Source organism: Kineococcus sp. NBC_00420 (genome assembly GCF_036021035.1).
Lineage (GTDB): Bacteria > Actinomycetota > Actinomycetes > Actinomycetales > Kineococcaceae > Kineococcus.
Genome location: NZ_CP107930.1, coordinates 234,649 through 259,151 on the forward strand (window position 1 = coordinate 234,649; position 24,503 = coordinate 259,151).

Consider the following 24,503-nt stretch of genomic DNA (forward strand, 5'->3'; position numbering starts at 1 on the left):
CCGGTACCGGACAGCTGCTGCTGCGATGGTGATGGTGCTGAGAATGGCTGGGCTGAGGATGCCAGGCCCCCGGGCTGAGACAGGTCACCCGGGCTGGTCCGGTCAGAGTCGACGCGGTCTTCGGGGTCGAGGGGATGGGCCATGACGTCACGACTTCCAGCCGGTCGACGTCGTCATCAACTACACGCGGGGCAAGCAGCAGCATCTCTGAGAGGTGACCGGAGCGGGAGCGCGAGCTGGTGGCGAGGCCGGCCTGCGGTGCAGGGCGTACCACCGTGAACGGCGCCTCCGTTGGAGACGCGCGGGGAGCCCGCGGATGCCGTCACGGTACGGGACTTCCAGCCCTTTCGTCAGACGGCTTCTGGACATCGGTCGTGTGCCCTCCTACCTTGTTCCCTGGTTGGGGTTCAGCCGCCTTTGTCAGCGACCGCTGACGGAGCCTGCTGTCCTTGCCCTGCGGTGTTCCACCGCGGAGCGCGCCCTGGAGGTGCCGCTCGTGCTGCCACCCCTCGTCCTGACCTCGCCCGGCGGTGATGAGCAGGCACCGGTCCTGACGTGTTCGGTGGCCGTGGACACCACGATGAGCGTGGTGCACCTGGTCGGTGAGCTCGACATCGACACGTCGGGGCTGCTGGCCGCGGTGGTCGCCGGCCAGATCGAGCGAGGGCACGTCGATCTGCGCCTTGACCTGAGCGGGGTGAGGTTCTGCGACCTGGCCGGGCTGTACGCCCTGCGGGCCGCGCTGCGTGACCTGCAGGAGGCCGGGGGCCGCTTGAGGCTGCTGCGCCCCAGCCCCTTCCTGCTGCGAGTGGTCGGCCTGTGCGGTCTGCAGGACCTCTTGGACACCATGGCTGCCGCAGAGATTGGCTGCGCAGTGGACCGCCCCCAGGACGGGGCCGGTGGGTCGCGGTGATCGACATCGGCGCGTTGCACGCTCAGGTCATCCACCTCGCCGCCCTGGCCCACACCGACTTCGACGCCGTCGCGGTCTTGACGAAGTTGTGCGATGCGGCCCGGTCGACCATGGAGGTCGATGGGGTGGGGGTGATGGCCAGCGACGGGGTCCGCACCCGCTTCGTCGACACCGACCACCCCGACCTGCTGGCGCTGGAACGGCTGCAGGAGACCGTGCAGCAAGGGCCGTGCCGCGAGGCCGTCAACACCGGCGCTGCGGTCCTGGTCTCTGACCTGTCAGCAAATGATCTGCCGCAGCGGTGGCCGGCGTTCACCGAGGCCGCCCGCAGCGCCGGGATGGGTTCGGTGCTGGCGGTCCCGCTGCTGGCCCGCGGACGTGCCTGGGGCACGTTGGATCTGTACCGGCGCCGCAGCGGGGTGTGGAGCACTCAGGACCTGGCGGCCGCGGCGCTGCTGGCGGAGGTGGCCGTGTCCTACCTGGCCCTGGCCGCTGACCGGGACGCGGCCCGGGTGGTGCAGGCCGAGCTGGTCGCCCGCAACCTGCATGACGACCTGACGGGGTTGCCCAACCGCACCCTGTTCACCGACCGACTCGAGCAGGCCTTGCTCGCCGGGCACCGCCACGCCAGCGCGGTGGCGGTTCTGTTCATCGACCTGGATCGGTTCAAGGCGGTCAACGACACCTTCGGCCACGCCGGCGGCGACCTCGTACTCATCGAGGTGGCCCGGCGGATGGAGGCGGTCATGCGTGAGGGGGACACCCTGGCCCGCCTCGCCGGGGACGAGTTCGTCATTGTGTGCGTGGACCTGCCGCTGCTAGCCCCGGGAGTACTGGACAACGTCCTGGCTGGGGTGACCAACCGGTTACGGTGCGCCCTGAGCCCAACGATGCGGGTTGAAGACGTCGATCTGGTCGTCTCGGCCAGCATCGGGGTGGCCGTGACCGGCGCAGGCCTGGGCTCTGAGCACGTGCTCGCGGCGGACCTGCTGCGTGAGGCTGACGCTGCGATGTACTTGGCCAAGGCCGGCGGCCGAGACCGAGTGCACCTGACCTCCTTCGACGGGATTCACGGTGATTCCAACTGTCAGGGTGCCTCGTGTCAGGAGAGGTCGTGCACGTGGGGCAGGGACCTGGGCCGCGACCTGGCCCACGCCCTGGACCGGGGCGAGTTCCGGGTGCACTACCAGCCCATCGTGGAGACCGGTACCCGCCGGGTGCACGCGGTGGAGGCGTTGCTGCGCTGGGAGCACCCCCGCTATGGGCTGCTGCGACCGGTCGACTTCCTACAGTTGGCCATCCACTCCGGTCGGCTGCCAGGGATCGGGCACTGGGTGCTGGCCCAGGCCTGTGCGGACCTCGCCGCCTGGCGCGCCCAGGTCGCCGATGCCCCGGACCGGGTGTTCTGCAACCTCAGCGCGGTGGAGCTGGCCGACCCGCACCTGAGCGCAGTCATCGCCGCAGCTCTGCAGGTGAACGGTCTGCACCCTGGCGACTTGGGACTGGAGGTCGTTGAGGACGACTTCGCCGGTCCTGATCTCGCTCCGGCCCTGCGTGTCCTGCACGAGGCGGGGCACCCGCTGTCCATCGACGACTTCGGCACCGGGTACTCCTCCCTGTCGCGGTTGGTGACCCTGCCGGTGGCCATCGCCAAGATCGACAAGGCGTTCATCGCCGGCCTGGCGCAGGATCCGCGCAGCCGCGCCCTGGTGGACGCAGTCATGGTCGTGGCCCATAGCCTGGGTCTGCAGGTCATCGCCGAAGGGGTCGAGACCCCCGAGCAGGCCGCGCAGGTCCTGGCGTGCGGGTGTGAGTACCTGCAAGGACACCAAGAGTCCGCCCCCCTGACTGCAGAGGCTGTGCTCCGATGGCTGCAACGGACCCCACGCCTGCCGGTTGATGAACCGGGCCGATGAAGCGGTCATCAACCTCCAGTAGGTCGACCCGCCCCGTATACGGGGTTGGACTCGATGTCGAACATCGGCACCCCCGTGAGATCGCGACGTCCGGCGGAGCTGAGACGACTGCCGGGTCAACCCCTGGGCATCGACACCGTAATGACCGTTCCGGTGTTGACCGTCTACCGGGACACTCCCCCACCCTCACGGTGGCCAGTCCCCGCCTCAGTGAGGTCGTCCCGATAGACCCGTCCGCATTGCTGTCCCGCTCAGGGGCCCCATACGGCACACTCCCCCACCATGGACGGCATCAAGATCGGCTACGCCCGGGTCTCGACCACCGGGCAGGACCTCACCGCCCAACGCACCGCCCTGACCGCCCTCGGTGTCGAGGACGATCGCGTCTACGTCGACCACGGCCTGACCGGCACCAACCGTGCCCGCCCGGGCCTGCGCGAAGCCCTCGCCGCGTGCCGGGCCGGTGACACCCTGGTCGTGACCAAGCTGGACCGGTTGGCCCGTTCCCTGCCCGATGCCCGCGACATTGTCGACGAGCTCACCACCCGCGGGGTCAAGCTCGCCCTCGGAGGCTCGGTGCACGACCCCACCGACCCCATCGGGCGGCTGCTGTTCAACGTCTTGGCCATGGTCGCGGAGTTCGAGTCCGACCTGATCAAGATGCGCACCCGCGAAGGCCTGGCCGTGGCCCGGGCGGCCGGCAAGCTGCGCGGTCGCAAGCCCAAGCTCACTCCCCGCCAGGAGGAGCACCTGGTCGGTCTGTACCGGGCCGGCGACTCCAGCACTGCCGATCTGGCCGAGCTGTTCGGGGTCGGACGGTCCACTGTGTATCGAGCCATCGACCGTGCCGGTGAACTTGTGGTGGCCCCACCCCCGATCGGCGAAGATGCCGACTAGGAACGAAGAAAGGTGCCTCGGTGGCTGAGTCGCTGGAAGTAGAGCACCAGCGTCGTCTGCGCGCTGAGCGAGTGCAGGCAATGCTGCAGCAGATGTGGGGTGATGAGCTCCCCCCTGGCCCTGCCTCCGCGTTGACCGCGTTGATCGACGCAGTCGGTATCGACGACTTCCACGGTGTTGAAGATCGGGTGGTGAGCCAGGGCGACGGGGTGAGCTACCAGGTGCTGGCCGTGCTGTGGCAGCACTACCTCAACCACCCCCCGCTGATCCTCCCTCCCTGCAGCTGGGATCAGGTCTGCGCCTGCCACAGGTGCTCACCGAGCGGCTGCAGGCTCTGCAGCTGCTACCTGTCCCAGCCACCGCCCTCGCCGGACCTGCATCTCCTGCACCCGCGACACCTGGGCCAGGTGAGATCGATCCGCGAGAAGTCGGTCTGAGGGAAGTCGAGCCGCGGACCGGCCCGACCCCGGTGGTGGCCGAGGTCGCTGAGTCCGCCCGCGTGGGGATGTGGGAGCTGGACCCGCACAACGACACCGTGGCCTTCGATGCCGTCACCGCCCGCCTGATCGGGGCTGGTGAGGTCGCTGGGCACTCCACCGTGAGCGGGCACCTGGCCGAGCTGGTCCACCCCGATGACCGCGCGCAGGTCACCTCGGCCCTGCAGGAGGCGGTGAGCAACGAGACGGCGTACCGGGTGCGTTTTCGGGTGCGCTCGGCCACCGGAGCCATCACACACCTGATCAGTCACGGTCGGGTGCTGCGCAAGCCCAGTGACCCCTCCCCCCGTCTGACGGGGTATCTGACCATCGACCGTGGCGTTGACCGTGGCGTTGACCGTGGCGTTGACCGTGGCGTTGACCGTGGCGTTGACCGTGGCGTTGACCGTGGCGTTGACCGTGGCGTTGACCGTGGCGTTGACCGTGGCGTTGACCGTGGCGTTGACCGTGGCGTTGACCGTGGCGTTGACCGTGGCGTTGACCGTGGCGTTGACCGTGGCGTTGACCGTGGCGTTGACCGTGGCGTTGACCGTGGCGTTGACCGTGGCGTTGACCGTGGCGTTGACCGTGGCGTTGACCGTGGCGTTGACCGTGGCGTTGACCGTGGCGTTGACCGTGGCGTTGACCGTGGCGTTGACCGTGGCGTTGACCGTGGCGTTGACCGTGGCGTTGACCGTGGCGTTGACCGTGGCGTTGACCGTGGCGTTGACCGTGGCGTTGACCGTGGCGTTGACCGTGGCGTTGACCGTGATGAGGGTGCACATCCGCACACGACGACCGACCTGACCTGATGCCTTCCAGAGCCGACGCCTTCCAGAGTCGGTATCAGTTGCGGTGCTCGCCCAGCACCGCGTCGATGGCTGCGGCGGTGCTGCTCACCCCCAGGATGTGACGCAGCTGGGTCAGACGTGCAGCCAGGACCGGGAGCTCCAGCCCCAGCGATGCCGCGGTCTCCACCGCCGAGTGCCCTGCCTCCAGCATCATCAGCACGTGGTGGTCCTGCTCGGTCAGCTCTTCATGCATCGCTGTCGGTGCCTCACCGTCTCAGCTGCCCACCGCGGCGCTGTCTGCACCACGGTCGGGCCTGACCAGGTGACTGTAGAACAGCCAGCCACCGGTACCGGAGAGCCTGGCGCGTGCGTTGCCGTCACAGATCGTTCTTGCGTACCGCACCACGAGTTCCCAGGGCGGTTGCGCTGGCTGGTCCGGCGTCTCTGAAACGTCTTGGTCTCAACCGGTCAGCGCCATCAGCGCTTGGTGATCTTCCGCTCACGTCGATGTCCGGATGCCACCCGAGCACAACGATCGCCTGCGTAAGAACGCGATCAGCACATGATCGAAGCAGCTGGTCGAGCCTGTGCTCCGCGCCTGCGCCGTCGCGGCACGGCGGTCCTGCCTACCCGCAGACCCGAAGAACCACTGGAGCGGGTGAGTCCCTCCCCGATCGATGAGCTCACTCCGTTCGGCGGATACCAGCTCAAGGTCACTCGGCTCGTGTCGATGGTTCAGCGATGAAGGACGTCCCTGCGACGTCCTCGACCGACACCTGGCGGACCCGCCCGGCTGCGACACGGTGACGAACTCGAGGTGGAGCATGTTCAAGAAGTCGACAGCGGCCGCGGCAGCGATGACCGAGCAGATGAACCAGGGCCGAGCCGACGTGCAGGCAGTCACCGAGGTCGTACGCGCCCTGGCCAAGGCCCGCACCCCCGAGCAGGCCGTGCGGGCGGCGCTGGACACCATCCGCGACCGCTTCGGCTGGGCCTACGGCTCCTATTGGACCCTCGACCCCGCAGCTGGGGTCCTGCGCTTCACCCAGGAGAGCGGTGACGTCGGTGCGGACTTCCGCCAGGTGACCCTGCAGGCCACCTTCGCCAAGGGCGTCGGCCTCTCGGGCCGGGCCTGGGCCGAGGGGGACCTCGTCTTCGTCGCCGACCTCGCCGAGATGACCGACTGCGTACGCGCACCCGTCGCCCAACGCGCCGGGGTGAAGTCGGGAGTGTGCCTACCAATCACCGCAGGTGGGCAGGTCATGGCAACCATGGACTTCTTCACCACCGACACCCTCGACCCCTCCCCCGGCCGCCTGGCGGTGCTGCGGGCCGTGGCCGTGCTGGTCTCCGGCGCGCTGGAACGCGCCCACGAGGCCGTGCGCCAGGAGAAGGCCACGCAGGACGTCGAAGCCGTCTCCACCGTCATCCGCGAATTGACGACGGCCGCGAGCGAGGAGCAGGCGCTGCGGGTCGCCCTGGAAACCATCCGACGCGACTTCGACTGGCAGTACGGCTCGTTCTGGCGCCTGGACGACTCCCTGCACACCGCCGCGCAGGTCCTGCGCTTCGAGCTGGAATCCGGCGACGCCGGCGCGGAATTCCGGAAAGTCACCCTGGAGGCCACCTTCGCCAAGGGCGTCGGCCTCTCAGGCCGAGCGTGGGCCAGGGAGGACTTGGTCTTCGTGGAGGACCTCGCCGAGATGACCGACTGCGTCCGCGCCCCCGTCGCCCAACGCGCCGGGGTGAAGTCCGGTGTCTGCCTGCCGATCCTGGTCGGCGGACGTGTCGTGGGGACCATGGACTTCTTCGCCACCCGCACGCTCGTCATGTCCGCCAGCCGCGAAAGCGCGTTGCGCAACACCGCCTTCCTCATCGGGCAGGCGATGGAGCGTTTCGCCGCGAGCCGTCGCTTGGCCGAGGCCGGTCGCGACCTGGTCACCTCCATCAGCGAGGTGGAACGCAACGTCGCCTCGGCCAGTGAGGTCGCCTCCCGAGGGGAGTACCTGGCGGTGGAGGCCAACGAGCAGGTCGCCGCCCTGGGGCAGGCCAGCGTGGAGATCAACGAGGTCGTCCGCGCGATCCAGTCGATCGCGGCCCAGACGAAGCTGCTCGCACTGAACGCCACCATCGAAGCCGCCCGCGCGGGTGAGAGCGGTAAGGGCTTCGCCGTGGTCGCGGAGGAGGTCAAGGAGCTCTCGGGCGAGACCGAGCGCGCCACCACCGATGTGAGCGCGAAGGTCAGCACCATTCAGAGCCGGGTGGACGCCGTGGTGGCGTCCCTGAACGGTATCCACGCTGCCGTGGAGGAGATCAACCAGACCCAGACCCTCATCAGCGGCGTCCTCACCGAGCAGGTAGCCGTCACCCAGGCGATCCTCAGCTGAGACGTCGGGTCACGACGCCGCCGGATCATGACGCCGCCGCGTCACGACCCCGACCGCGGTGCCCGGCTCAGCTGCCCGGCTCAGCTGCCCGGCTCAGCTGCCCGACTCCGCTGCCCGACTCAGCTGCCGAGCCACTCTCCGGCCGCGCCTCAGCGATCTCGCCGAGCAGGACCGCCAGGTATGCGGACTGGGCCGGTGACAGCGGGGCGAACAGCCGCCGCACGTCGTAGCGCGCCCGGGCGGCGACCTGACGCACCAGATTCTGACCGGCCGGGGTGATCTGCAGCAGGACCTTCCGGCGATCACCCGGGTCGCGGTGGCGCTGCAGCAGCTGCTTGCTCTCCAGCCGCCCGGCCAGCAGCGTCACGCAGGACTGCTGGACCATCAATTGCCTCGCCAGCTCCCCTGCGGTGCGGGTCCCGCGCATGTCCAGGAAGTACAGGGCCCGCAGGTCGCTGGTCACCAGCTCCACCTGCGCGGCGGCGGTGTCGAGCAGCGCGCCGACGGCCAGCCCCACTTGCATCGCCAGGTGGGCCAGTTCCAGGCCGCTCGAGGGTGAGATCGCGATGACGTCGTGCAGTGTCTGCGCGCCGGGCAAGGGGAGAGGAAGCGCTGCGGTAGACGTTGTGAGGACTTCGGCACCCGGCGGCTCGGTGATCATCAACGCTTCCACCCAGCCTCCATCGGCGTCAGATTCTAGAACTTTAGTGGGCCACCACTGCAGCTCACCAGGATCGTTCTCATCACGACCTCAGCGTGAGCGACGATGCGGTGTGGGCGATAGATCCGAGGAGACCGAGGCCGACGAGGACGGCGAACTCCTGCGGTTTTGGTCCTGGCGTTCACCTGCCCTCATGTGACCGATAGAGCACCGCGCCGTCATCCCGCGGTACGGCCGCCCGGACTCGGCTAGCTGGCGCAGACGAGCATCCGTAAGACCCAGCCCACCAAGATGCCGACGATTTCACCCGAATCGAGGTGTTTCCGGTCTCGAACGTGGCAAGGTCAGCGTGTACTCACACCCTGGCGACGCACGGCAAGCGCTCGCACTGGGTGAGAACACCGGCGGCGACGTCGGCGAGAAGGGGCAGGTGCTCCACAAACCCCCACCTCACAGGTTGTGGACTCCGCCGGGCCGACAGAGCTCACCGGACGCCACCGCGACGAGAAGGAGACTCCTCCGTTGAGCCTGATCTCCAGCCACGACTACCACCGGCGCCGCGCCCAACGCGTCCTGCACCTGCTGCGGGGACTGTGGGGAGACGACCTACCCGCCGGACCGGAGCCGGAGCTGACCGTCCTCATCGATGCCGTCGCCGGCGATGATGGCCTGGGCAGTCAGGACGGCTACGTCGTCCAGAGCGACCGTCTCACCTACGAAGCCCTGGCCTTGCTGCTGCGCAGGTGCAGCACCCCCGCGGTCGCTGCGCGAGCGTTGCCGCGTGAGCTGCTCTCCCGCGTCTTCGCCGCTTCTACCCATCCTGACCTGGAGTCTCCGCTCATCCAGGCTCCGCTCATCCAGGCTCCGGTCATCCAGCCTCCAGTCAGCGAGACTCCTGCGCTGGAGCAGCCCTACCCCACCCACGACGGGTGCGACGTCCGCGGGTTCGCCGATCCCTCCCAAGCCGTCGGGACCTGGCACCTAGACGGTGAACAACAGCTACTCAGCTGGGACGAGACCTGCGCCGCACTCCTGGAACGCCAAGACGCACCACGCTGCATCGAGGTCATAGAGGAAGTCGAAGTCTGGACCCACCCCGAAGATCGCGCCGCGGTGGCTGAGGGGTGGCAACGCTGCATTGAGACCGCCGTCCCGCACCAGGCGCGGTTTCGGGCGCTGCGCCCTCGGGGTGGCTACATCCCCTGCTTCTCTGCCGGACGGCGCATCGTCGATGCCGCGGGGAAGGTCCACGTGGTGGGCTTCCTCCAACACGACGAGACCGCTCAACACCAACTCAGCTGACTCCCGCGTCAGCTGGAGCACTGGTCATAAGGAAGAGGTCAGCCCCGGTAGCCATAGGACGCCGTTACCAAGAAAAGAAGGACCGTCATGAGTGGACCCGTCACGAACGACCCCAGTCCGCATGAGCAACGCCTAGCCGAGGTCTTCGTCGAACTAGCTGACACCCTCATCCACGACGTCGACGTCGCCGACTTCCTGCAGTCCCTGACCGAACACTGCGTGGAGCTACTGCCAGCCAACGCGGCGGGACTGATGCTGGCCGATGAACACGGGCGCCTGCACCTAGCCGCCGCCACCTCCAGCACGACCCGCGATCTGGGACTCTTCGAGCTGGCGCAGGAACAGGGCCCGTGCGTGGACGCCTTCACCACCGAGCAGCCCCTCCTGAACGTAGCTATCGCCAGCACGAACGCCGCGACACGGTGGCCGGCGTTCACCACCGCCGCAGCCCAAGCCGGGGTGACGTCCACCTCAGCGTTGCCGATGCGCCTACACGGGCAGGTGGTCGGGGCGTTGAACCTCCTCAGCAACCGCCACGACCCCCTCTCTGCAACATCGCTGGCGTTGGGACAGGCACTGGCCGACGTCGCCACCATCGCCTTGCTGAACGAAGGCTCCCTACGGGAGAAGACACCACTCTCGAAGCAGCTGCACTCAGCGTTGCAGAGCCGGGTCGTGATCGAGCAGGCCAAGGGTGTTCTCGCCGCACGCGCCGGCATCAGCGTCGAAGACGCCTTCGTGTGGCTGCGTCGACACGCCCGCAGCCACGGGATGGCGTTGACGCAGGTGGCGGCGGGGGTCGTGGCCGGTGAGCTTCGCCTCGACCTCGACCATACCCTCGAGCCGCCTGCACCCGAGCCGCAAACACCGGGACATCAAGCGCCCAGACACCAAGCGCCCTCAGCAACTTCAGGGGCCGGCACTGGTTCTTCGCTGAGCTCAGATGCCGGGGCAGCAGAGTCTGATCCACTGGCCAGCACGTCCGAAACGGTGCTGGCGCCGCTGGACCTGGAGATCCTGCGGATGATCGCTGCGGGGGACGCGGGAGCTGCGGTGGCTCACCGCCTGGCGATCCCCATCACCGAGGTCACGCTGCGGATGATGCTCATTCGAGCACAACTGGGGGTCACCAGCACAGCCGGCGCGGTGCAGGTCGCCCGCCGCGACGGCATCATCTGAGCCGATAGCGACCATGCCCGATCCGGCGGTCAGACCGATGGCGTCCCGGTAGACGGTCATCAGGGGACAAGCACGGCGTCTCACTTTACGCACATGTCGGTGTGTCGCGCGGTGCGCGCTCAGGCCGATAGAGCGCGCGTTGAAGGAGTACTAAGAGCGACCGGCAGTAGGCGGCGGGCCCCACCTGCCTGCCCTGCGGTGGACGACTCGACGGCGCTGCCGCAGTGGGCTCCTCGCCGTGCGGAGCGCCCCAGCGTCACCGCCGTCCTCCGCCTATTGCCGGTCGCTCTAACAGGTACTCCAAACCTCCAGGTGTGGGCTTTGCAAGTAGTTCTCCACAGCACACTGGTCACGCTCGTGCTCACCAGCAAATGACACGATGAGGCCCGGATCACGTCGAGACAGTCGATGCTGACGGTAGAACGGCCACGAGGCGCAGCACCGTGGCGTCGAGATGAGGGGCGGGCATGAGACGAGAGTCCGACGTGATCCAGGCTCTGGTGAAGCTGGCCGACAGCCTGGTCGTCGACTACGACCCGCTGGATCTGCTACAGCGCGTCGTCGACAACTGCATGCGTGTACTCGACGTCACTGCCGTCGGGCTGCTGCTGGCCGGGCAGTCGAGCGGGCAGTTGAGCGGGCAGGGCAGGCAGCTGCAGGTCGTCGCCGCCTCCAGCGAGCAGATGCGTGTCTTGGAGGTCATCCAGCTGCACATCAACCGGGGCCCGTGCCTGGAGGCCTACGCCCGCGGCGAACGCGTCGTGGCCGAGGATCTTGAAGAGCTGCGCCGACGCTGGGCTGACTTCGCCACCGACGTGGCCGCGGCGGGCTTCCGTGCTGTGGCCGCGGTTCCGCTGCGCCTGCGCGAGCACAAGATCGGCGCCCTGGGCCTGTTCAGCGACCGCGAACACGCCCCCACCGACGTCGACATCGACGTCGCCCAGGCCTTCGCCGACATCGCCACGATCGCCCTCCTGCAGCAGCAGGCCATCGATAACGCCGAGGCGGTCAGCGCACACCTGCAGCATGCGTTGGAGTCGCGCGTGATCATCGAGCAGGCCAAAGGCATCATCGCCACCCAGCAGCGGATTCCGGTCTCCGACGCCTTCACCGTCATCCGGGACCACGCCCGCAGCCGCAACGTCAAGCTGTCGGAGGTGACCCGGGCCATCGTGGCCGGTGAGCTCACCGCGCGGGACCTGCGCGCTGGTCCGGTGCGCTCGAGCTCGTCGCGCCCTCGGTGACGAGCCTGGCCGGACGAGCCTGGCCGTGCGTTCGTTGGTCCACCAGCTGCTTGGACCAACGAGCGCATGACCGGCTGGCGTGTGCGGGGCGAGCCGGCGTGCGCGGGGCTGGTTGGCGTGCGCGGGGCCAGCTGCGACGATGGCCGGATGGAAAATCCATGAGCAGCGAGACCCGTACACAGAGCCACCTCTATGCAGGCGAGCATGTGTGGGGCGGCATCGATGATCTCGGTTGAGCGTGTGCGGGCCGGGCTGGCCGCCGCGGTTGCTGATGCCGCCACCCCGCTGAGCGCAGCAGATCGCCTCTGCCAGGCCTGCGTGGAGCTCCTTGACGTCGACGGGGCCGCGATCTCGATCGTGCACGCGGGCGCGACTCACGGGACGTTCGGGTCCAGCAACGCGCTGAGCCGGCGCTTGGACGCCTACCAGTTCGTCTATGGCGAAGGTCCTTGCCTGGACGCCGTCGCCCAGCATCGCCCGGTGCTGGCTGAGGACCTCACCAACGCTGAAGCTCAGCGGTGGCCGGCGTTCTCCGCCAGCGTCGTGGAGGCCGGGGTCCGCGCGGTGTTCGCGCTGCCGGTGGGGGTGGCCGGTGACAGTGTCGGCGCACTGGACCTGTTCCGGCATCAGGCGGGCCCGCTCTCGGCGGGCGCCTTCAGTGGTGGTCTGCTCGCGGCGCGACTGGCGAGCTTGCCGGTGCTGGACCTGATCGCCCAGATCGAGGTCCGCGCCAGTGAAGGCGTCATCGAGGGCGCGGAGCAGGATCCGTGGAGTGAGCTGGAGTCGCTGGATCGGGTGGAGATCTATCAGGCCACCGGGTTCCTCATCGCCCAGCTCAGTGACAGCACCCCGAACACGCCCAGCACCCCCAGCGACGCGGTGATCCGGCTGCGCGGACGGGCTTTCGTCACCGGCCAGACCGCTAGTGAGGTGGCCTGGGAGATCCTCGAGGGGCGGTTGAGCATCGACGCCGACGGCGAGTGGCGGGTCAGTGGTGGCGCCGGCGGTCCGGACACGACGAGTGAACGGGGAACCCAGTGAGCCCCGCCGGCAATGAGAAGAACCGCGACAACGAGAAGAACCGCGACACCGAGACGAACGTCACCACCGAGAAGAGTCTCGAGAACGGGAAGGACGCTGCTGGGCGCGAGGGTGCCGTCACCCGCTCCTTCGTGGCTCTGGCCACGAGTCTGGCGGTGGGTGCGGACATCGTGGACCTGCTGACGCGGTTGACCGGTGACTGCGCGCGGTTGTTGGACATCACCTCCGCGGGACTTCTGCTCGAGGACGGCCACGGGGTCCTGCACGTGATGGCCGCCTCCTCTGAGGAGACCCAACGTCTGGAGCTGTTCCAAACCCAGCGCGATGAAGGCCCGTGCCTGGACTGCTTCCACTCCGCCACCCCCATCAGCGTTCCCGACCTGGGCGCTCAGGAGCGGTGGCCGAACTTCACCGCCGCCGCCAGGCGGCACGGTTTCTCCTCCGTGCACGCGATACCGATGCGCCTGCGCACCTACACCATCGGCGCCCTGGGCCTGTTCAGCGAACGCGCCGGGGCACTGAACGAGGAGGATTTGACCTTGGCGCAGGCGCTAGCGGACGTGGCCAGCGTCGCACTCGTGCAGCACGAGACCAGTTTCACCCCACCCCCGATCGCCCCACTCCCGACAGACTCGCCCACGGCGACCGCGTCGTTAGCCATTCCGCCCGCGATCACCCTGCGGCTGCAGGAAGCTCTGCATGCCCGGGTGCTGGTCGAGCAGGCCAAGGGTGTTCTGGCCTACCGCGGCAAGATCAGCACCCACACCGCGTTCGAGGTCTTGCGCCACTACGCTGACAGTCACGATCAGCGCTTGAGCACCGTTGCTGGTTGGCTCGTGCACGGCGATCTACCGGCCGCGGTGATCCTCGAGCACTCCGCCACGTCCTGACCCACCCCAATCCCAGGGGTCGCCCCCAGGGGTTGAGCTAGCGGTACGCACGCAGCTTCGTCGGTGCATCTCGGCGAGCGTAGAGCGAGCCCGCTTCCCGTTCGCGCCGTAACTGCGGTCGCCGTCATGTCCTGTCATCTGGCCGAAGCGCTAACCACACCGTCATGGGGGTTCCCTCTTCAGGAGGTCAACTCCACCGCGGCGACTGCTGCCCACCGACGCTGGACGGCCTGGACGTGAGCAACGTCGAGCCGCGGAGAAAGTCACCCTCGGTGCGGGCTGGTGGGGCCGGCGCTGCTGCTCGCGGCGCAGGAATTTTGCGACGCTCGAGGGCTGCGGTATGGCGTGAGGGTCGGTAGCGGTGTCGAGCGCGACGCCGTACAGCAGAAGGGTGACGACGAGGTCGTCGGGCAGCGACTCGTGCGGCGACAGCGCACAGGCTCGGACACGCTCGGACGCGGACAGTTCCGACCACCACCATTCCACCGACTCAACATCGCCCCCCACCTCCCCGGGATCCCCCTCCCTGCCAGGATCCACGGAATCCAGATAGTCGACGCCACTGAAGTGGGTGACGTCGATCCCGGAGCCGATGCTGGACCGGATGTTGATGCTGGACGGGATTCGGGCCTGGATGTCGATGACCAGGCTGAGAGCCCGCCCCGCCCACTTTCGAAAGCAACCCCGCTGCGCGGGGATCCAGGCGAGGAGGGTCCGAAGCCACCACACCGGATGAGCGTGGTGGTGGGCAGCGGCAGCACTGCGTCGTTCGAAGACCAGCAGAGCTAGGTCACCGGTGTCAGTCTTCACGGCTGCTCGACCGCCTCGAGCGGCATCCACGCGATGGTGAAGTACTCCGCCAGTTCGGTGACTTGCAACAGCTTGGCCACGATGGCAGGAACTGAGAGAAGCGCCAGCCGCGTCCCGGGGTAGTTGTTGGCCTGTACTAGGAGCGAGAGGATCGCGCAGTCGAGGAACGTGACCGCGGCCAAGTCGACGGTGAGGTCGACGACCGAGTCAGGATGGTCGTCGAGCAGGTGACCCCACGTTTTCGTCAGCGCTGGGACGTCGGCGGCGTCGAGCTCACCGCTCCATGTCCAGACAGAGCGCGGAGCAGGATCGCGGAGGGGTTGAAGAACGGTGCAGCTCATGAGCGCCATTTCCCGGGCATCCGTTGGCGTGATGCGCAACCGGGTCCGGGGCGGCACAAGCAGGACAGTGAAACGTTCTGCGGTTCGATGAGCGAGCGATTGAGCGAGCAAGGCCACCGTAGGCCCCACCCGGTAGCTGGACAAGACTCCTGGCTTGGTGAGCTGGGGGACTTCACGCGCTGAACCGTGGTCCGCACCCCGGACACGGTGCAAGACCACCCCGGGCATGACGGTGTCGAGGGCCAGGACCGATCTGACGGGTCTGCCCCCGCCCTGAGCCGGACGTTCGGAACGGGGGCGCTGCAGCGTGCACGCCATCCGCCCCACCATCTGCCAGTTGTGGGGCGCTACCGCCTCGATGCCCTGCCCGCACGGCTGCGCCCCCGACGGCAGCTTCGTCGACGATGCGACCGCGATGCGGTGGATGATCACCAGCTCGCAGATCGACGGCCACAGCGACCACCTCGACGACCCGGCCGTGCGGAGGCTGCCGAGCTGGCCCTGACCGATCAGGTGGCTGCGGTCTGTTGAGCAGGTTCCTCCGCGGGGATCGGACCGTGGCCGAGTAGTTGTACGAGCGGATGGTTTCGTCAAGGACCTGACTCCTGGGTGGGGAGGTCAGGACGGCCTTCCCACCCTCAGATCCGAAGACCCGTCAATACTGCGAAACAGTGAGACACGACACTAGGAACAATGCCGCACCGGCGATCTCACGGGGCAGGGCGAAGCGTCCGACCGGGATCGCTGCCTTGGCCACTTCTCCCTTCGCTCCCGCCCAGGCGCTGCGGCCCAGGTCGGTCAACACGACGGTAGGCGAGATGGAGTTAGCGGTCACTCCCCGGCCCGCCCACTCCAAGGCGAGGACGCGTGTTAGCCCGACGACGCCGGCTTTGGAGGCGCAGTAGGCAGCGTGTTCTTCGATGGCCACGGTGGCGGCCGGGGAAGCAATCGTGATGATCTTGCCCCGGCCGCGTGTGAGCATGCCCCGACCGATGGCCTGAGCGGTGAGGAAAGTACCTGTGAGGTTGATCGCCAGGGTCCGGGTGAACGTGGCCGCCGGGAGCTCCTCGGCGGGGGCCAGGGCGGCGATACCGGCGCAGGTGACCAGGACGTCCACGTCACCTGCGTCGTGAGCGAACTACTCTACGGAGTGCGGGTCGGAGACATCGCCGGCCAGCCCGATGGCACCGCCGCCGAGGGCTCCGGCGCGTTGCTGTGCCGCCTCCGCGTTCAGGTCGACCACGATCACTCGGGCGCCTCGCTCGGCGAAGACGCCGGCGATGGCGGCGCCGATACCGGACGCACCGCCTGTGCTCAACGCGGTACGGCCGTCAAGACGGAAGCTGAGGTCGACGCCCTCATCGGTGGGCTCGTCCGCGCTGATGTTGGTCATGGTTCCTCTTCTCGCCATCGAGTAGGCAACCTGCACCCCGCAGTCTGCCGGGTAGTGGGCTGGTAAAACAGTAATTGTTCGCAGCCAGAATCCTGGCGCTCGGAGGCCTCGAACTTGGAGGCCTCGAACTCAGGGTCCTCGAGCTCAGGCGCGGCCTGCGGCGGCGCGGGTGCGTCGGGAAAGGCTGTCGACGATGACCGCGACCAGCAGCACGACACCGATGATGATGAACCGGATGGGGTCGGGCAGCGACAGCAAGTTCAGGCCGCTAAAGATTGCGTAGATGACAAGGATGCCCAGCAGAGCCGACCACGCCCGTCCCCGGCCACCGAAGAGGCTGGTGCCGCCAATGACTGCGGCGGCGATGGCGTTGAGGTTCTCATCCGCGGCTGCGGTGGCGACCGAGGCGGTACCACCACGTGCGGCGAGCATGAGCCCGCCTAGGGCGGCGAGGGTGGAGCAGAGGACGAAGACTGAGACGTAGACCCGATTGACGTTGATGCCGGCCCGGCGGGCTCCTTCGACGTTGCCGCCGATGGCGTAGACCGATCGGCCCCAGGAGCTTCGCTGCAGCGCTACGTCAAGGGCGATGGTTAGTGCGATGAAGAGCAGAACGGGCAGCGCGATGCCGCGTCCTCCCTGCTGGTAGCTGTAGGCGGTGGGGATGAGCAGGAGGAGCAGCAACAGCAGCGAGGTGAGGAAGACGCTGCGGGTCGTGCGCGCCGACAGGCCCGCGACGATTCGGCGGCGGCCGCCAAGGAGGGCGAAGACGGTGCGGGCGGCGATGGCCAGGACGATGACCGCGTAAGCCAGGGCGGCGGGGACGAAGCTCTGGCCGAAGCGGACGAGGACGAGGTCGCTGGGCAAGGCGATCGAGTTGGAGGGGCCGGTGGAAATCACGTAGCGCTGCACGCCTTGCAGGGCCAGCAGACCGGCGAGGGTGACCAGAAAGCTGGGGACGCCGAAGCGGGTATAAAGCAGGCCGTAGACCAGCCCGGTGAGGGCTCCGGAGGCCAGGGCGAGGACGAGCATCAGCGCGACCGGCCAGCCCTGGTTGATCGCTCCGACCGCGAACAGTGCGCTGGACAGGCCCGCGACTGATCCGACGGAGAGGTCGATCTCCCCTAGCAGGAGGACCAGCACGACGCCCAGGGCCATCAGGCCAACGGCGGCGGACTGCCACAACAGGTTGGAGACGTTGTATGGCGAAAGGTAGTTGGCGTTCAGCGCCTGAAAGATGACCCCGATGATCAGCAGTCCGACGACGACGGGCAGCGGTCCCAGGTCCCCGCCGCGGATGCGTTCGAAGGCGTTAGCCAGCAGGCCGGCCAGGCCCGGACGGGTGACGATGAGCCGTTCGTCCTGACGGTCCAGGGGGTTCTGCGCGCCCGGAAGGCCCGGGGTGCACTGCGGGTTCTGCGTGTTCTCAGGAGTCGTCGACCCGGTTGCCGTGCTCATGATGCTCCCTCCTGTGACGCGTACGATCCCTGACCGCCCTGGCTGACCTTGCCTGCGGCGGAGGTGGCGCCACCGGCGGCGATTCCAGCGGCGACTGTGGTGCGCTCGGAACGGCGGTTGGCTCGGGCGGTCACGACGTTGTCGCTGGCGCCGGTGATCGCGGCGACCAGTTCACTGGTCGGGGCTGACGCCTCGAAGGTTCCGTTGTCACGTCCCAGCCGCAGCACGTAGATCTTGTCGGCGACGGCTTGGACATCGGCCATGTTGTGGCTGATGAGGATGACTCCGAGCCCGCGCTCGCGGATGCGCTCGACCATGTTCAGCACCTCGGCGGTCTGGGCGACGCCCAGGGCGGCGGTGGGCTCGTCGAGCATGATCAGCTTCGGCTCCCCCAGCAGGGAGCGCGCGATGGCCACGGTCTGGCGCTGCCCCCCGGACAGCGAGGCAATGGGGATGCGCACCGAGGGGATGCGGGCGGACAGCTGGCCCAGCAGCTCCCACGACCGCCGCTCCATGGCGACCTCGTCGAGCATGCGCAGGGTCTTGGCCTCCTGGCCCAGGAAGAGGTTGGCGACCACGTCGAGGTTGTCGCAGAGTGCGAGGTCTTGAAAGACGGTCGCGACGCCGCTGCGCTGGGCGTCGCGGGGGCCGTGGAAGGTGACCTCCTGCCCGTCGAGCACGATGGAGCCACCATCTGGGGAGTAGACCCCGGAAATGATCTTGATGAGGGTCGATTTGCCGGCGCCGTTGTCACCAACGAGGGCAACGACCTCCCCGGCGTTCACGGTGAGGTTGATGTCCTGCAGCGCCTGGACCACACCGAAACGCTTGCCGATTCCTTTCAGCTGCAGGATCGGGCGGGTGCCGTGGTCGCCGGTCTGGGTGGGGTCGTTCTCGAGCATCACGGCCTCCTCCAACTCGTCCTCGAACTGGTCCTCGAACTCGCCGAGGTCTTCGTGCCCGTGCGTGTGCTTGCTCTCGTGCCGGCCCGGTGCGTCACAGTCAGCTGCGTCACGACAGGCCCAGTTCGGTGCACGCGGCCTGCAGCTCGGGGGTACAGATGTCCTCGCTGGTGTAGACGCCGTCGGCGATGACGGTGTCGGCGATGTTCTGGGCGGTCATCGCCACCGGCGTCAGCAGGGTGGCGGGGATGCCGTCGGTGGTGGTCGCCGACGTCGGCTCGCTGTCACCGGCCAAAGCGACCGCGGCAGCGGCGGCGTCTTCGGCCTGCTGCTTGATCGACTTGTAGACGCTCATGTACTGGGTGCCGGCGACGACGCGCTGCACCGCGGTCAGTTCGGCGTCCTGCCCCGTGACCGGCGGGACGGGGGTGATGCCGGCGCCGCTGAGGGCGGCGATCACACCGCTGGCGGTGCTGTCGTTGCCGGCGTAGACGCCGAGGAGGGAAGCGCGGTCGATCGTGCCCAGCTGGCCCTCGACCCACTGCTGGGCGTCGTCAGCGGCCCAGTTGGGGGTGTCGAATTCCCCCACCACGCTGAATCCGCTCTTGTCGATGACGCTGTGGGCGCCCTGCTTGTACTGCGCGGCGTTAGGGTCGGTGGGAGCCCCGTTCACCATGAGCAGGTCCCCGGAGGTCTTCCCGAGGTCGTTCTTGAGGTGATCCACGAGGCTCTGGGCCTGCAGTTGCCCGACGACGGGGTTGTCGAAGGAGACGTAGTAGCTGACGTCGTCGTTGTCGATGAAGCGGTCATAGGCGATGACCGGGACGTCAGCGGAGGCGGCGGTGGTGACCAGGGATTCGCCTTGCACGGAGTCGGCGGCGTTGAGCACCACCACGTCCGGGCCTTGCGCCAGGACCGACTCCAGCTGCGACTGCTGCTGGGTGGGATCCCCGTTGGCGTTGGAGTACAGGATCGTGGATCCGGGGGCAAGTTCCTTGACCTTGGCCTCGAAGAGGGGACGGTCGAAGGTTTCGTAGCGAGTGGTGTTGGACTCCGGCATCAAGAACGCGATGGTGAGGCCGTCGCCGCCACCGCTTCCGCTGCTGCCGGAGCTGCACGCGGACAGCCCCAGCACGGCCACGCTGGCCGCGCCAGCCAAGGCGATCAGATTCGAGCGCTTCATTGCGGACCCCCTGGTGAGTGACAGCCGCGACGATTGCCAGGTGCACCCGCTGGCCGCGAAATCAGTCATCGCGGAACCAGCTGCTAGTGGCCTCGTCGTCGAATCCAGTACCGCCGTCGATGGGCAGGGAGACCGGTAGGTTTCCTTGCTCGTGCGTCGGCGCTGGAGATTCGACCTGATGAGGTCTGGGTGGTGCCTCGTGAACCGCCCCGCGGCTGCTTCAATGACAATTGCGGTGTGCCGGCGTTCTTATCAGCCGGCAACGTCGATGACCGTATGCAACCCAAAACCGCCACCGGGCGTCAACACGGATGCTCACATGAGCAGCGCAGGAGATGGCCAACGGGTTCCGAGAACCGATCTGGATGTGACTCATGACGAGCGATTCGGGTACACCACCAGGACAGGCCTCCCTCTCGCACTCAGCCTGGATCCACCGTCCCGTGGTGCTGCGGGGGCCAGTACGTGAGGCGGCGGGTGGCTTCTGACCTGCAACGATGGGACTTCTCTACGGTTCCAACGCAGCAGCAAGGAAGACACCCGCCAAATGCAAGTCTCGCACGCCCTCCCCACCACCGCGGCGGCGTCCTCGATCGCCTTCGACGACCCAAACCTCATCGCCCACGCCGGCCTGGCCCCGGCCCTGCAACTGGCCCAGACCGCGGGCCTGCACGACCTGCTCGGCCAGCACCTCACCCTCGCCGGGCCCGGGTCGGCTAACGCTGCGGCCAAGGCCACCGGCCTGGTCGCCGGGATGTTGGTCGGCGCCGACAGCATCGACGACATGGACGTCCTGCGACACGGCGCGAACACGAAACTGTTCGACGACGTCCGCGCCCCCTCGACCTTGGGGACGTTCCTGCGGACCTTCACTCACGGCCACGTCCGCCAACTCGACGCCGTCGCGGCCCGGTTCCTGACCGGCCTGCAGACCACGACCGCCGCGGTTGGGTCACCGCTGCTGGCCGATGCCGACCAGATCCTCTACGTCGATGTCGACGACACCATCCGCCAGACCTACGGCTACGCCAAGCAGGGCGCCGGATACGGCTACTCGAAAGTCAAAGGCCTGAACGCGATGCTGGTGACCGCGACCACCCCGGCCAGCACGCCGGTGATCGTGGGAACCCGCTTGCGAAAGGGATCGGTCGCCAGCGCTAAGGGTGCGCCGAAACTACTGGGCGATGCCCTGGCGACCCTCAAACGCACCGGCACCGGCACCGGCACCGGCACCGGCACCGGCACCGGCACCGGCACCGGTGCTGGTGCTGGTGCTGGTGCTGGTGCTGGTGCGGCTACCGGTGGCGGGTTGGTGATCGTGCGGGCCGATTCGGCCTACTACAACCACGCCGTGATCGCCGCCGCCCGCCGCGGCCGGGCCCGCTTCTCCCTCACCGCTCGCAGCAATCCCGCTGTCCGGCGGGCGATCGCGGGCATCGCCGACGATACCTGGACGCCGATCAAGTACACCGACGCGGTCTGGGATGAAGACGACCGGCGCTGGGTTTCTGATGCCGAGGTCGCCGAGACGACCTACACCGCGTTCACCGGCCGCAGGAAGGCTGAGCACGTGAGGGCGCGGTTGATCGTCCGCCGCGTCAAACGGTTGAACCCCGCCGCTCTCGGTCGGGGGCAGGGTGAGTTGTTCGAGACCTATCGCTATCACGCGGTGTTCACCGACTCCCCGCTGCCGATGCTGGTCGCGGAGAAAGATCACCGCGCGCACGCGGTGATCGAGTCGGTGATCGCCGAGGCCAAGGACGGGCCGTTGGCGCATCTGCCGTCGGGGAAGTTCCAGGCCAACGCTGCCTGGTTGGTGTTGGCCGCGATCACGCACAACCTGACCCGAGCCATTGCCGCGTTGGCGGGGACGACCCACCGTCGCGAACGTGCTGGGACGATCCGGGGCAAGCTGATCAGCTTGCCGGCGCGGGTCGCGTTCTCGGCTCGGCGGCTGCGGTTGCACGCCCCGTCCGGCTGGCCCTGGCAGTCCGGCTTGGAGAACGTGTTGGCCGCCATCGTTGAAATCGACCGGCATCAGCCGGTCGTGACCCGCCGGATCTGAGCACTGCCCGACGCCCACCGCCCGAGAGGGCACGACCAGGAATCGCCGTGGAAGAGCCAACACCCGGTCGGCGGCTATCTGATGCCCTGCTCGTGGTGACCTGCCTTCGGCAGGTCACCACGAGCCCATCGGTCATTCGGTGGTGGATCCAGGCTCAGACGTAGCCGGACGGTTCGGGAGCGAGGACGAGACGCTATTTTTCTCAGGCGGACGCGGGGTCGCGGAACGTCAAAGGGCGGTCCGGGACACGGCGAGGAACGCCGTGTCCTGAACCGCCCTGAGCTTGACGTTTAACCTGCGCTCACAGCTGGATGGGCAAAGTCAGCGGTCGTCGCGTGGTCTTGCCGACGTCGTAGCGCGGCGCCAGTCGCTGGTTTTGAGTTCCGGGTGGACGTCCTGGACCGGGTCGGGTGGGTTTCGGTGCGCGGGCCGGTCTGGCGACTGTCGTGCGGATGTTCCGAAACCCGCGGCGAACGCGTGCCGAGGTCAGGCGACCAGGTCGAGAACGCGGCTCCCACGGTCGGCGCAGCTCCTCGGACAAAGGGCGAGCCAAGCGCAGCTGCGTGTGCGCGACCAAAACCAGCCACGTCCAGCGATCAGCGGCCTCGGGAGCCCGGATCTTCGGGCGAGTCCAACCCAAGGTCTGCTTGAACATGCGGAAGGTGTGCTCGAGGTCGAAGCGGCGCAGGAACATCTGCCAGCAGGCGATGACCTCAGCGGCGTTCAGCCCGATGGCGGAGGACCACAGCCAGACCGGTGCAGCTTCGCGGTCACCGGGTAGATGATCGACCTGGAGGCGGATTACCGTCCCTTCGATGACCGGTAGCTGCCCGTCGTGAGCCAGCCAGCTGCTGCGATGGGTCAGACGAGGATGGACCCGGTCCCAGCTGCTGGCTGCGGCGATGCCGTAGCGACTGGTAGAGGTGGTCGTCTGATGAGTCGGAACGGGCCAGGTTTCGGGTCGGCGCAGCGCGAACGTAGCCCCGTGTCGAGGGGGACGTCCCACGGTTCTTCTGGATCTCGTCGGGAGGGGAAGGCGGAACACCCGGTCTGAACGCAGACGGCCCAGCAGCTGCACCGGCAGGTCGGCGAGCGTAAACGCCAGCCGGGCGATGTCGTAGCCGGCGTCGGCGACGATCAGCACGTCGGGATCACCTGGGCGCCACTGGCCGTCGCGGATCAGTCGAGTCACGACGGCCCGCAGTTGCTGGGCAGTAATCGCCATCGCGTCGTCATCAGGTCCCAGCCGCACGACGTCCAGGACGGCTGTCCACGATGACCTGCCTTCCTCCAGGGCGGCGATCATTGAGTACTGCCATCCTGGGATCAGCTGCGCCGTACGCTTGGTTCTCCCGTAGACGTGGCAGAACAACCGGGCGGCGCTGGTGGTGGCATCCGGGCGCAGCCAGCAGGTGACGTCGACGGCCAAGACGAGTCGGCCTCGCTCGGTGCGCGGCAGTGGCAACGCCGCGAGATGATCGCGCAGCGTCTCGACGTCGAGATTGCCACAACTCAGGGCGTCATACATTGCGCCGTGTCCGCGGCGATGTTCGGCGACCAGGCTGAGCTCGACCAGGCTGCGCACCGCGCCGTCGGTGCACAACAACGCCTCGGTCAGCTCGAATAGTGCATCCGCTCGAGCCTGCAGGCAGCCGAAGAAGTCCCGACGAAACCGCGACAACACCTCGCGAGCCTCGACAGCGTCAGCATCTTGGGACACACTTCACCTCACGGCCTTGAGTTGGTTTACAGCGCCTCGACAACGCTGACGATCACCTCAAGGCCGCTTCGCTGTCCAGACCCGTAGTCTCCACTGTCCGGGCCAGCCTGCTCAAAGGTTAAACGTCAAGCTGAGGTCGTGTCTCAGAAGACCGTGTACCCGCCATCGGTGATGATGACGGCACCGGTGGAAAAGCTCGAGGCGTCCGAGGCCAGGTACACCACGCTGGCGGCGATCTCCTCGGGGGTGGAGTAGCGCTGCATCGGCGCGTCCTCGATCCACATGCGGCGGAACTCGGGTTTGTCGACGGGGGCCATCTCGGTCTTGACGTACCCGGGGGCGAGGGCGTTGACCCGGATGCCCAGCGGGGCCCACTCCGCCGCGAGCGACTTCGTGAGCTGGTGCACGGCGGCCTTGGAGGCGTTGTAGACCGGCTGCAGCTGCGGGCGGTTCACGATCTCTCCACTGATGGAGCCGATGTTGATGATGTTGCCGCCGCCGTTCTGCGCCATCCACTTCGCGGTGACGACGCTGGGCAGCCACACCCCCTTGAGGTTGGTGGTGATGACGTCGTCGTACTGCTCGTCGGTCACCTCCAACGCGGGGGCGTGCACGCAGGTACCCGCGTTGTTGACGAGGATGTCGAGGCGGCCGAACTGCCCAGTGACGGCAGCGACGGCGGCCTCGACCTCAAGGCGGGAGGTGACGTCCAGGCGGACGCCGAGGGTCTTGCGCCCGGTGGACGCAGCGATGTCCTCCGCGGCCTGGATCGACTTGGCCTCGTTGCGGGCGCCGATGACGACGTCGGCACCGGCCTCGGCCAGGGCCTGGGCGAAACCGCGGCCCAGGCCGGTGTAACCGCCGGTGACGAGGGCGACCTTGCCTTCGAGAGAAAACCTCTCCATGACGCTCATTGCACTGTCCTCCATCAGAA

The 24,503-nt window shown here is 67.8% G+C and carries 22 protein-coding genes and 1 pseudogene; 13 read left to right on the top strand and 10 right to left on the bottom strand.

Annotated features, from left to right (window positions below):
• The first annotated feature begins 496 nt into the window (after window positions 1-496).
• From OG218_RS01250 to OG218_RS26500, 5 genes are all read left to right on the top strand, one after another.
• Window positions 497-913, top strand: a complete 417-nt coding sequence (locus OG218_RS01250; protein WP_328291389.1) for an STAS domain-containing protein — start codon at window positions 497-499, stop codon at window positions 911-913.
• Window positions 910-2,829 carry a putative bifunctional diguanylate cyclase/phosphodiesterase gene (locus OG218_RS01255; protein WP_328291390.1) on the top strand — a complete coding sequence of 640 codons (1,920 nt, stop codon included), beginning with the start codon at window positions 910-912 and terminating at the stop codon, window positions 2,827-2,829. Before OG218_RS01250 ends, OG218_RS01255 begins: the two co-directional genes overlap by 4 nt.
• 282 nt (window positions 2,830-3,111) lie before the next feature.
• A complete protein-coding gene (locus OG218_RS01260; protein WP_328291391.1) occupies window positions 3,112-3,726 on the top strand; it encodes a recombinase family protein in 615 nt (204 codons plus the stop codon).
• A gap of 20 nt (window positions 3,727-3,746) precedes the next feature.
• Complete coding sequence (locus OG218_RS26495) at window positions 3,747-4,163, top strand: hypothetical protein (protein WP_442906343.1); 417 nt, start codon at window positions 3,747-3,749, stop codon at window positions 4,161-4,163.
• A 68-nt stretch (window positions 4,164-4,231) separates the two neighbouring features.
• On the top strand, window positions 4,232-5,014 hold the full coding sequence (locus OG218_RS26500) for a PAS domain-containing protein (protein WP_442906443.1): 783 nt from the start codon (window positions 4,232-4,234) through the stop codon (window positions 5,012-5,014).
• 34 nt (window positions 5,015-5,048) lie between these two features.
• Here the strand turns inward: OG218_RS26500 and OG218_RS01275 are convergent, their stop codons facing one another.
• Window positions 5,049-5,246 carry a hypothetical protein gene (locus OG218_RS01275; RefSeq protein WP_328291394.1) on the bottom strand — a complete coding sequence of 66 codons (198 nt, stop codon included), beginning with the start codon at window positions 5,244-5,246 and terminating at the stop codon, window positions 5,049-5,051.
• A gap of 571 nt (window positions 5,247-5,817) precedes the next feature.
• Here OG218_RS01275 and OG218_RS01280 point away from each other — a divergent pair.
• Window positions 5,818-7,380: a GAF domain-containing protein gene (locus tag OG218_RS01280; RefSeq protein WP_328291395.1), complete on the top strand. Its 1,563-nt coding sequence runs from the start codon at window positions 5,818-5,820 to the stop codon at window positions 7,378-7,380.
• Window positions 7,381-7,447: 67 nt separating this feature from the next.
• Here OG218_RS01280 and OG218_RS01285 read toward each other — a convergent pair whose 3' ends face one another.
• The gene (locus OG218_RS01285) at window positions 7,448-8,053 is read right to left on the bottom strand and encodes a MarR family winged helix-turn-helix transcriptional regulator (protein WP_328291396.1); all 606 of its coding nucleotides are present in this window, start codon (window positions 8,051-8,053) and stop codon (window positions 7,448-7,450) included.
• Between the two features lie 510 nt (window positions 8,054-8,563).
• On the opposite strand from OG218_RS01285, the gene OG218_RS01290 reads away from it, so the two are divergent.
• The 5 genes from OG218_RS01290 (at window position 8,564) to OG218_RS01310 (ending at window position 13,697) form a co-directional block, all read left to right on the top strand.
• The gene (locus tag OG218_RS01290; RefSeq protein ID WP_328291397.1) at window positions 8,564-9,343 is read left to right on the top strand and encodes a PAS domain-containing protein; all 780 of its coding nucleotides are present in this window, start codon (window positions 8,564-8,566) and stop codon (window positions 9,341-9,343) included.
• 87 nt (window positions 9,344-9,430) lie between these two features.
• Window positions 9,431-10,522: a GAF and ANTAR domain-containing protein gene (locus OG218_RS01295; protein WP_328291398.1), complete on the top strand. Its 1,092-nt coding sequence runs from the start codon at window positions 9,431-9,433 to the stop codon at window positions 10,520-10,522.
• Between the two features lie 467 nt (window positions 10,523-10,989).
• Window positions 10,990-11,766, top strand: a complete 777-nt coding sequence (locus tag OG218_RS01300) for a GAF and ANTAR domain-containing protein (RefSeq protein ID WP_328291399.1) — start codon at window positions 10,990-10,992, stop codon at window positions 11,764-11,766.
• 222 nt (window positions 11,767-11,988) lie between these two features.
• Entirely contained in the window at window positions 11,989-12,807 is an 819-nt protein-coding gene (locus tag OG218_RS01305; RefSeq protein WP_328291400.1) for a GAF domain-containing protein, read from the top strand.
• Window positions 12,804-13,697: a GAF and ANTAR domain-containing protein gene (locus OG218_RS01310; protein WP_328291401.1), complete on the top strand. Its 894-nt coding sequence runs from the start codon at window positions 12,804-12,806 to the stop codon at window positions 13,695-13,697. The genes OG218_RS01305 and OG218_RS01310 overlap by 4 nt, the downstream gene beginning before the upstream one ends.
• A gap of 162 nt (window positions 13,698-13,859) precedes the next feature.
• Here the strand turns inward: OG218_RS01310 and OG218_RS01315 are convergent, their stop codons facing one another.
• Both OG218_RS01315 and OG218_RS01320 read right to left on the bottom strand, forming a co-directional pair.
• Window positions 13,860-14,507, bottom strand: a complete 648-nt coding sequence (locus OG218_RS01315) for a hypothetical protein (RefSeq protein ID WP_328291402.1) — start codon at window positions 14,505-14,507, stop codon at window positions 13,860-13,862.
• On the bottom strand, window positions 14,504-14,965 hold the full coding sequence (locus OG218_RS01320; protein ID WP_328291403.1) for an STAS domain-containing protein: 462 nt from the start codon (window positions 14,963-14,965) through the stop codon (window positions 14,504-14,506). The genes OG218_RS01315 and OG218_RS01320 overlap by 4 nt, the downstream gene beginning before the upstream one ends.
• A gap of 190 nt (window positions 14,966-15,155) precedes the next feature.
• Between OG218_RS01320 and OG218_RS01325 the strand changes: the two genes are divergently transcribed.
• Window positions 15,156-15,353, top strand: a complete 198-nt coding sequence (locus OG218_RS01325) for a hypothetical protein (RefSeq protein WP_328291404.1) — start codon at window positions 15,156-15,158, stop codon at window positions 15,351-15,353.
• A gap of 150 nt (window positions 15,354-15,503) precedes the next feature.
• On the opposite strand, the pseudogene OG218_RS01330 reads toward OG218_RS01325, so the two are convergent.
• From OG218_RS01330 to OG218_RS01345, 4 genes and pseudogenes are all read right to left on the bottom strand, one after another.
• A pseudogene (locus OG218_RS01330) lies at window positions 15,504-16,259 on the bottom strand (SDR family oxidoreductase).
• Window positions 16,260-16,385: 126 nt separating this feature from the next.
• A complete protein-coding gene (locus OG218_RS01335) occupies window positions 16,386-17,699 on the bottom strand; it encodes a sugar ABC transporter permease (RefSeq protein ID WP_328291405.1) in 1,314 nt (437 codons plus the stop codon).
• Entirely contained in the window at window positions 17,696-18,601 is a 906-nt protein-coding gene (locus OG218_RS01340) for an ATP-binding cassette domain-containing protein (protein WP_328291406.1), read from the bottom strand. Before OG218_RS01340 ends, OG218_RS01335 begins: the two co-directional genes overlap by 4 nt.
• Window positions 18,602-18,710: 109 nt before the next feature.
• On the bottom strand, window positions 18,711-19,784 hold the full coding sequence (locus OG218_RS01345; protein ID WP_328291407.1) for a substrate-binding domain-containing protein: 1,074 nt from the start codon (window positions 19,782-19,784) through the stop codon (window positions 18,711-18,713).
• 547 nt (window positions 19,785-20,331) lie between these two features.
• Here OG218_RS01345 and OG218_RS01350 point away from each other — a divergent pair.
• Window positions 20,332-21,849: an IS1380 family transposase gene (locus OG218_RS01350; RefSeq protein ID WP_328291408.1), complete on the top strand. Its 1,518-nt coding sequence runs from the start codon at window positions 20,332-20,334 to the stop codon at window positions 21,847-21,849.
• 301 nt (window positions 21,850-22,150) lie between these two features.
• On the opposite strand, the gene OG218_RS01355 is transcribed toward OG218_RS01350, so the two are convergent.
• Window positions 22,151-23,569 (bottom strand): NF041680 family putative transposase, encoded by a 1,419-nt coding sequence (locus OG218_RS01355; RefSeq protein ID WP_328291409.1) that lies wholly within the window; start codon window positions 23,567-23,569, stop codon window positions 22,151-22,153.
• A 143-nt stretch (window positions 23,570-23,712) separates the two neighbouring features.
• On the bottom strand, window positions 23,713-24,483 hold the full coding sequence (locus tag OG218_RS01360) for an SDR family NAD(P)-dependent oxidoreductase (RefSeq protein ID WP_328291410.1): 771 nt from the start codon (window positions 24,481-24,483) through the stop codon (window positions 23,713-23,715).
• Window positions 24,484-24,503: the final 20 nt, after the last annotated feature.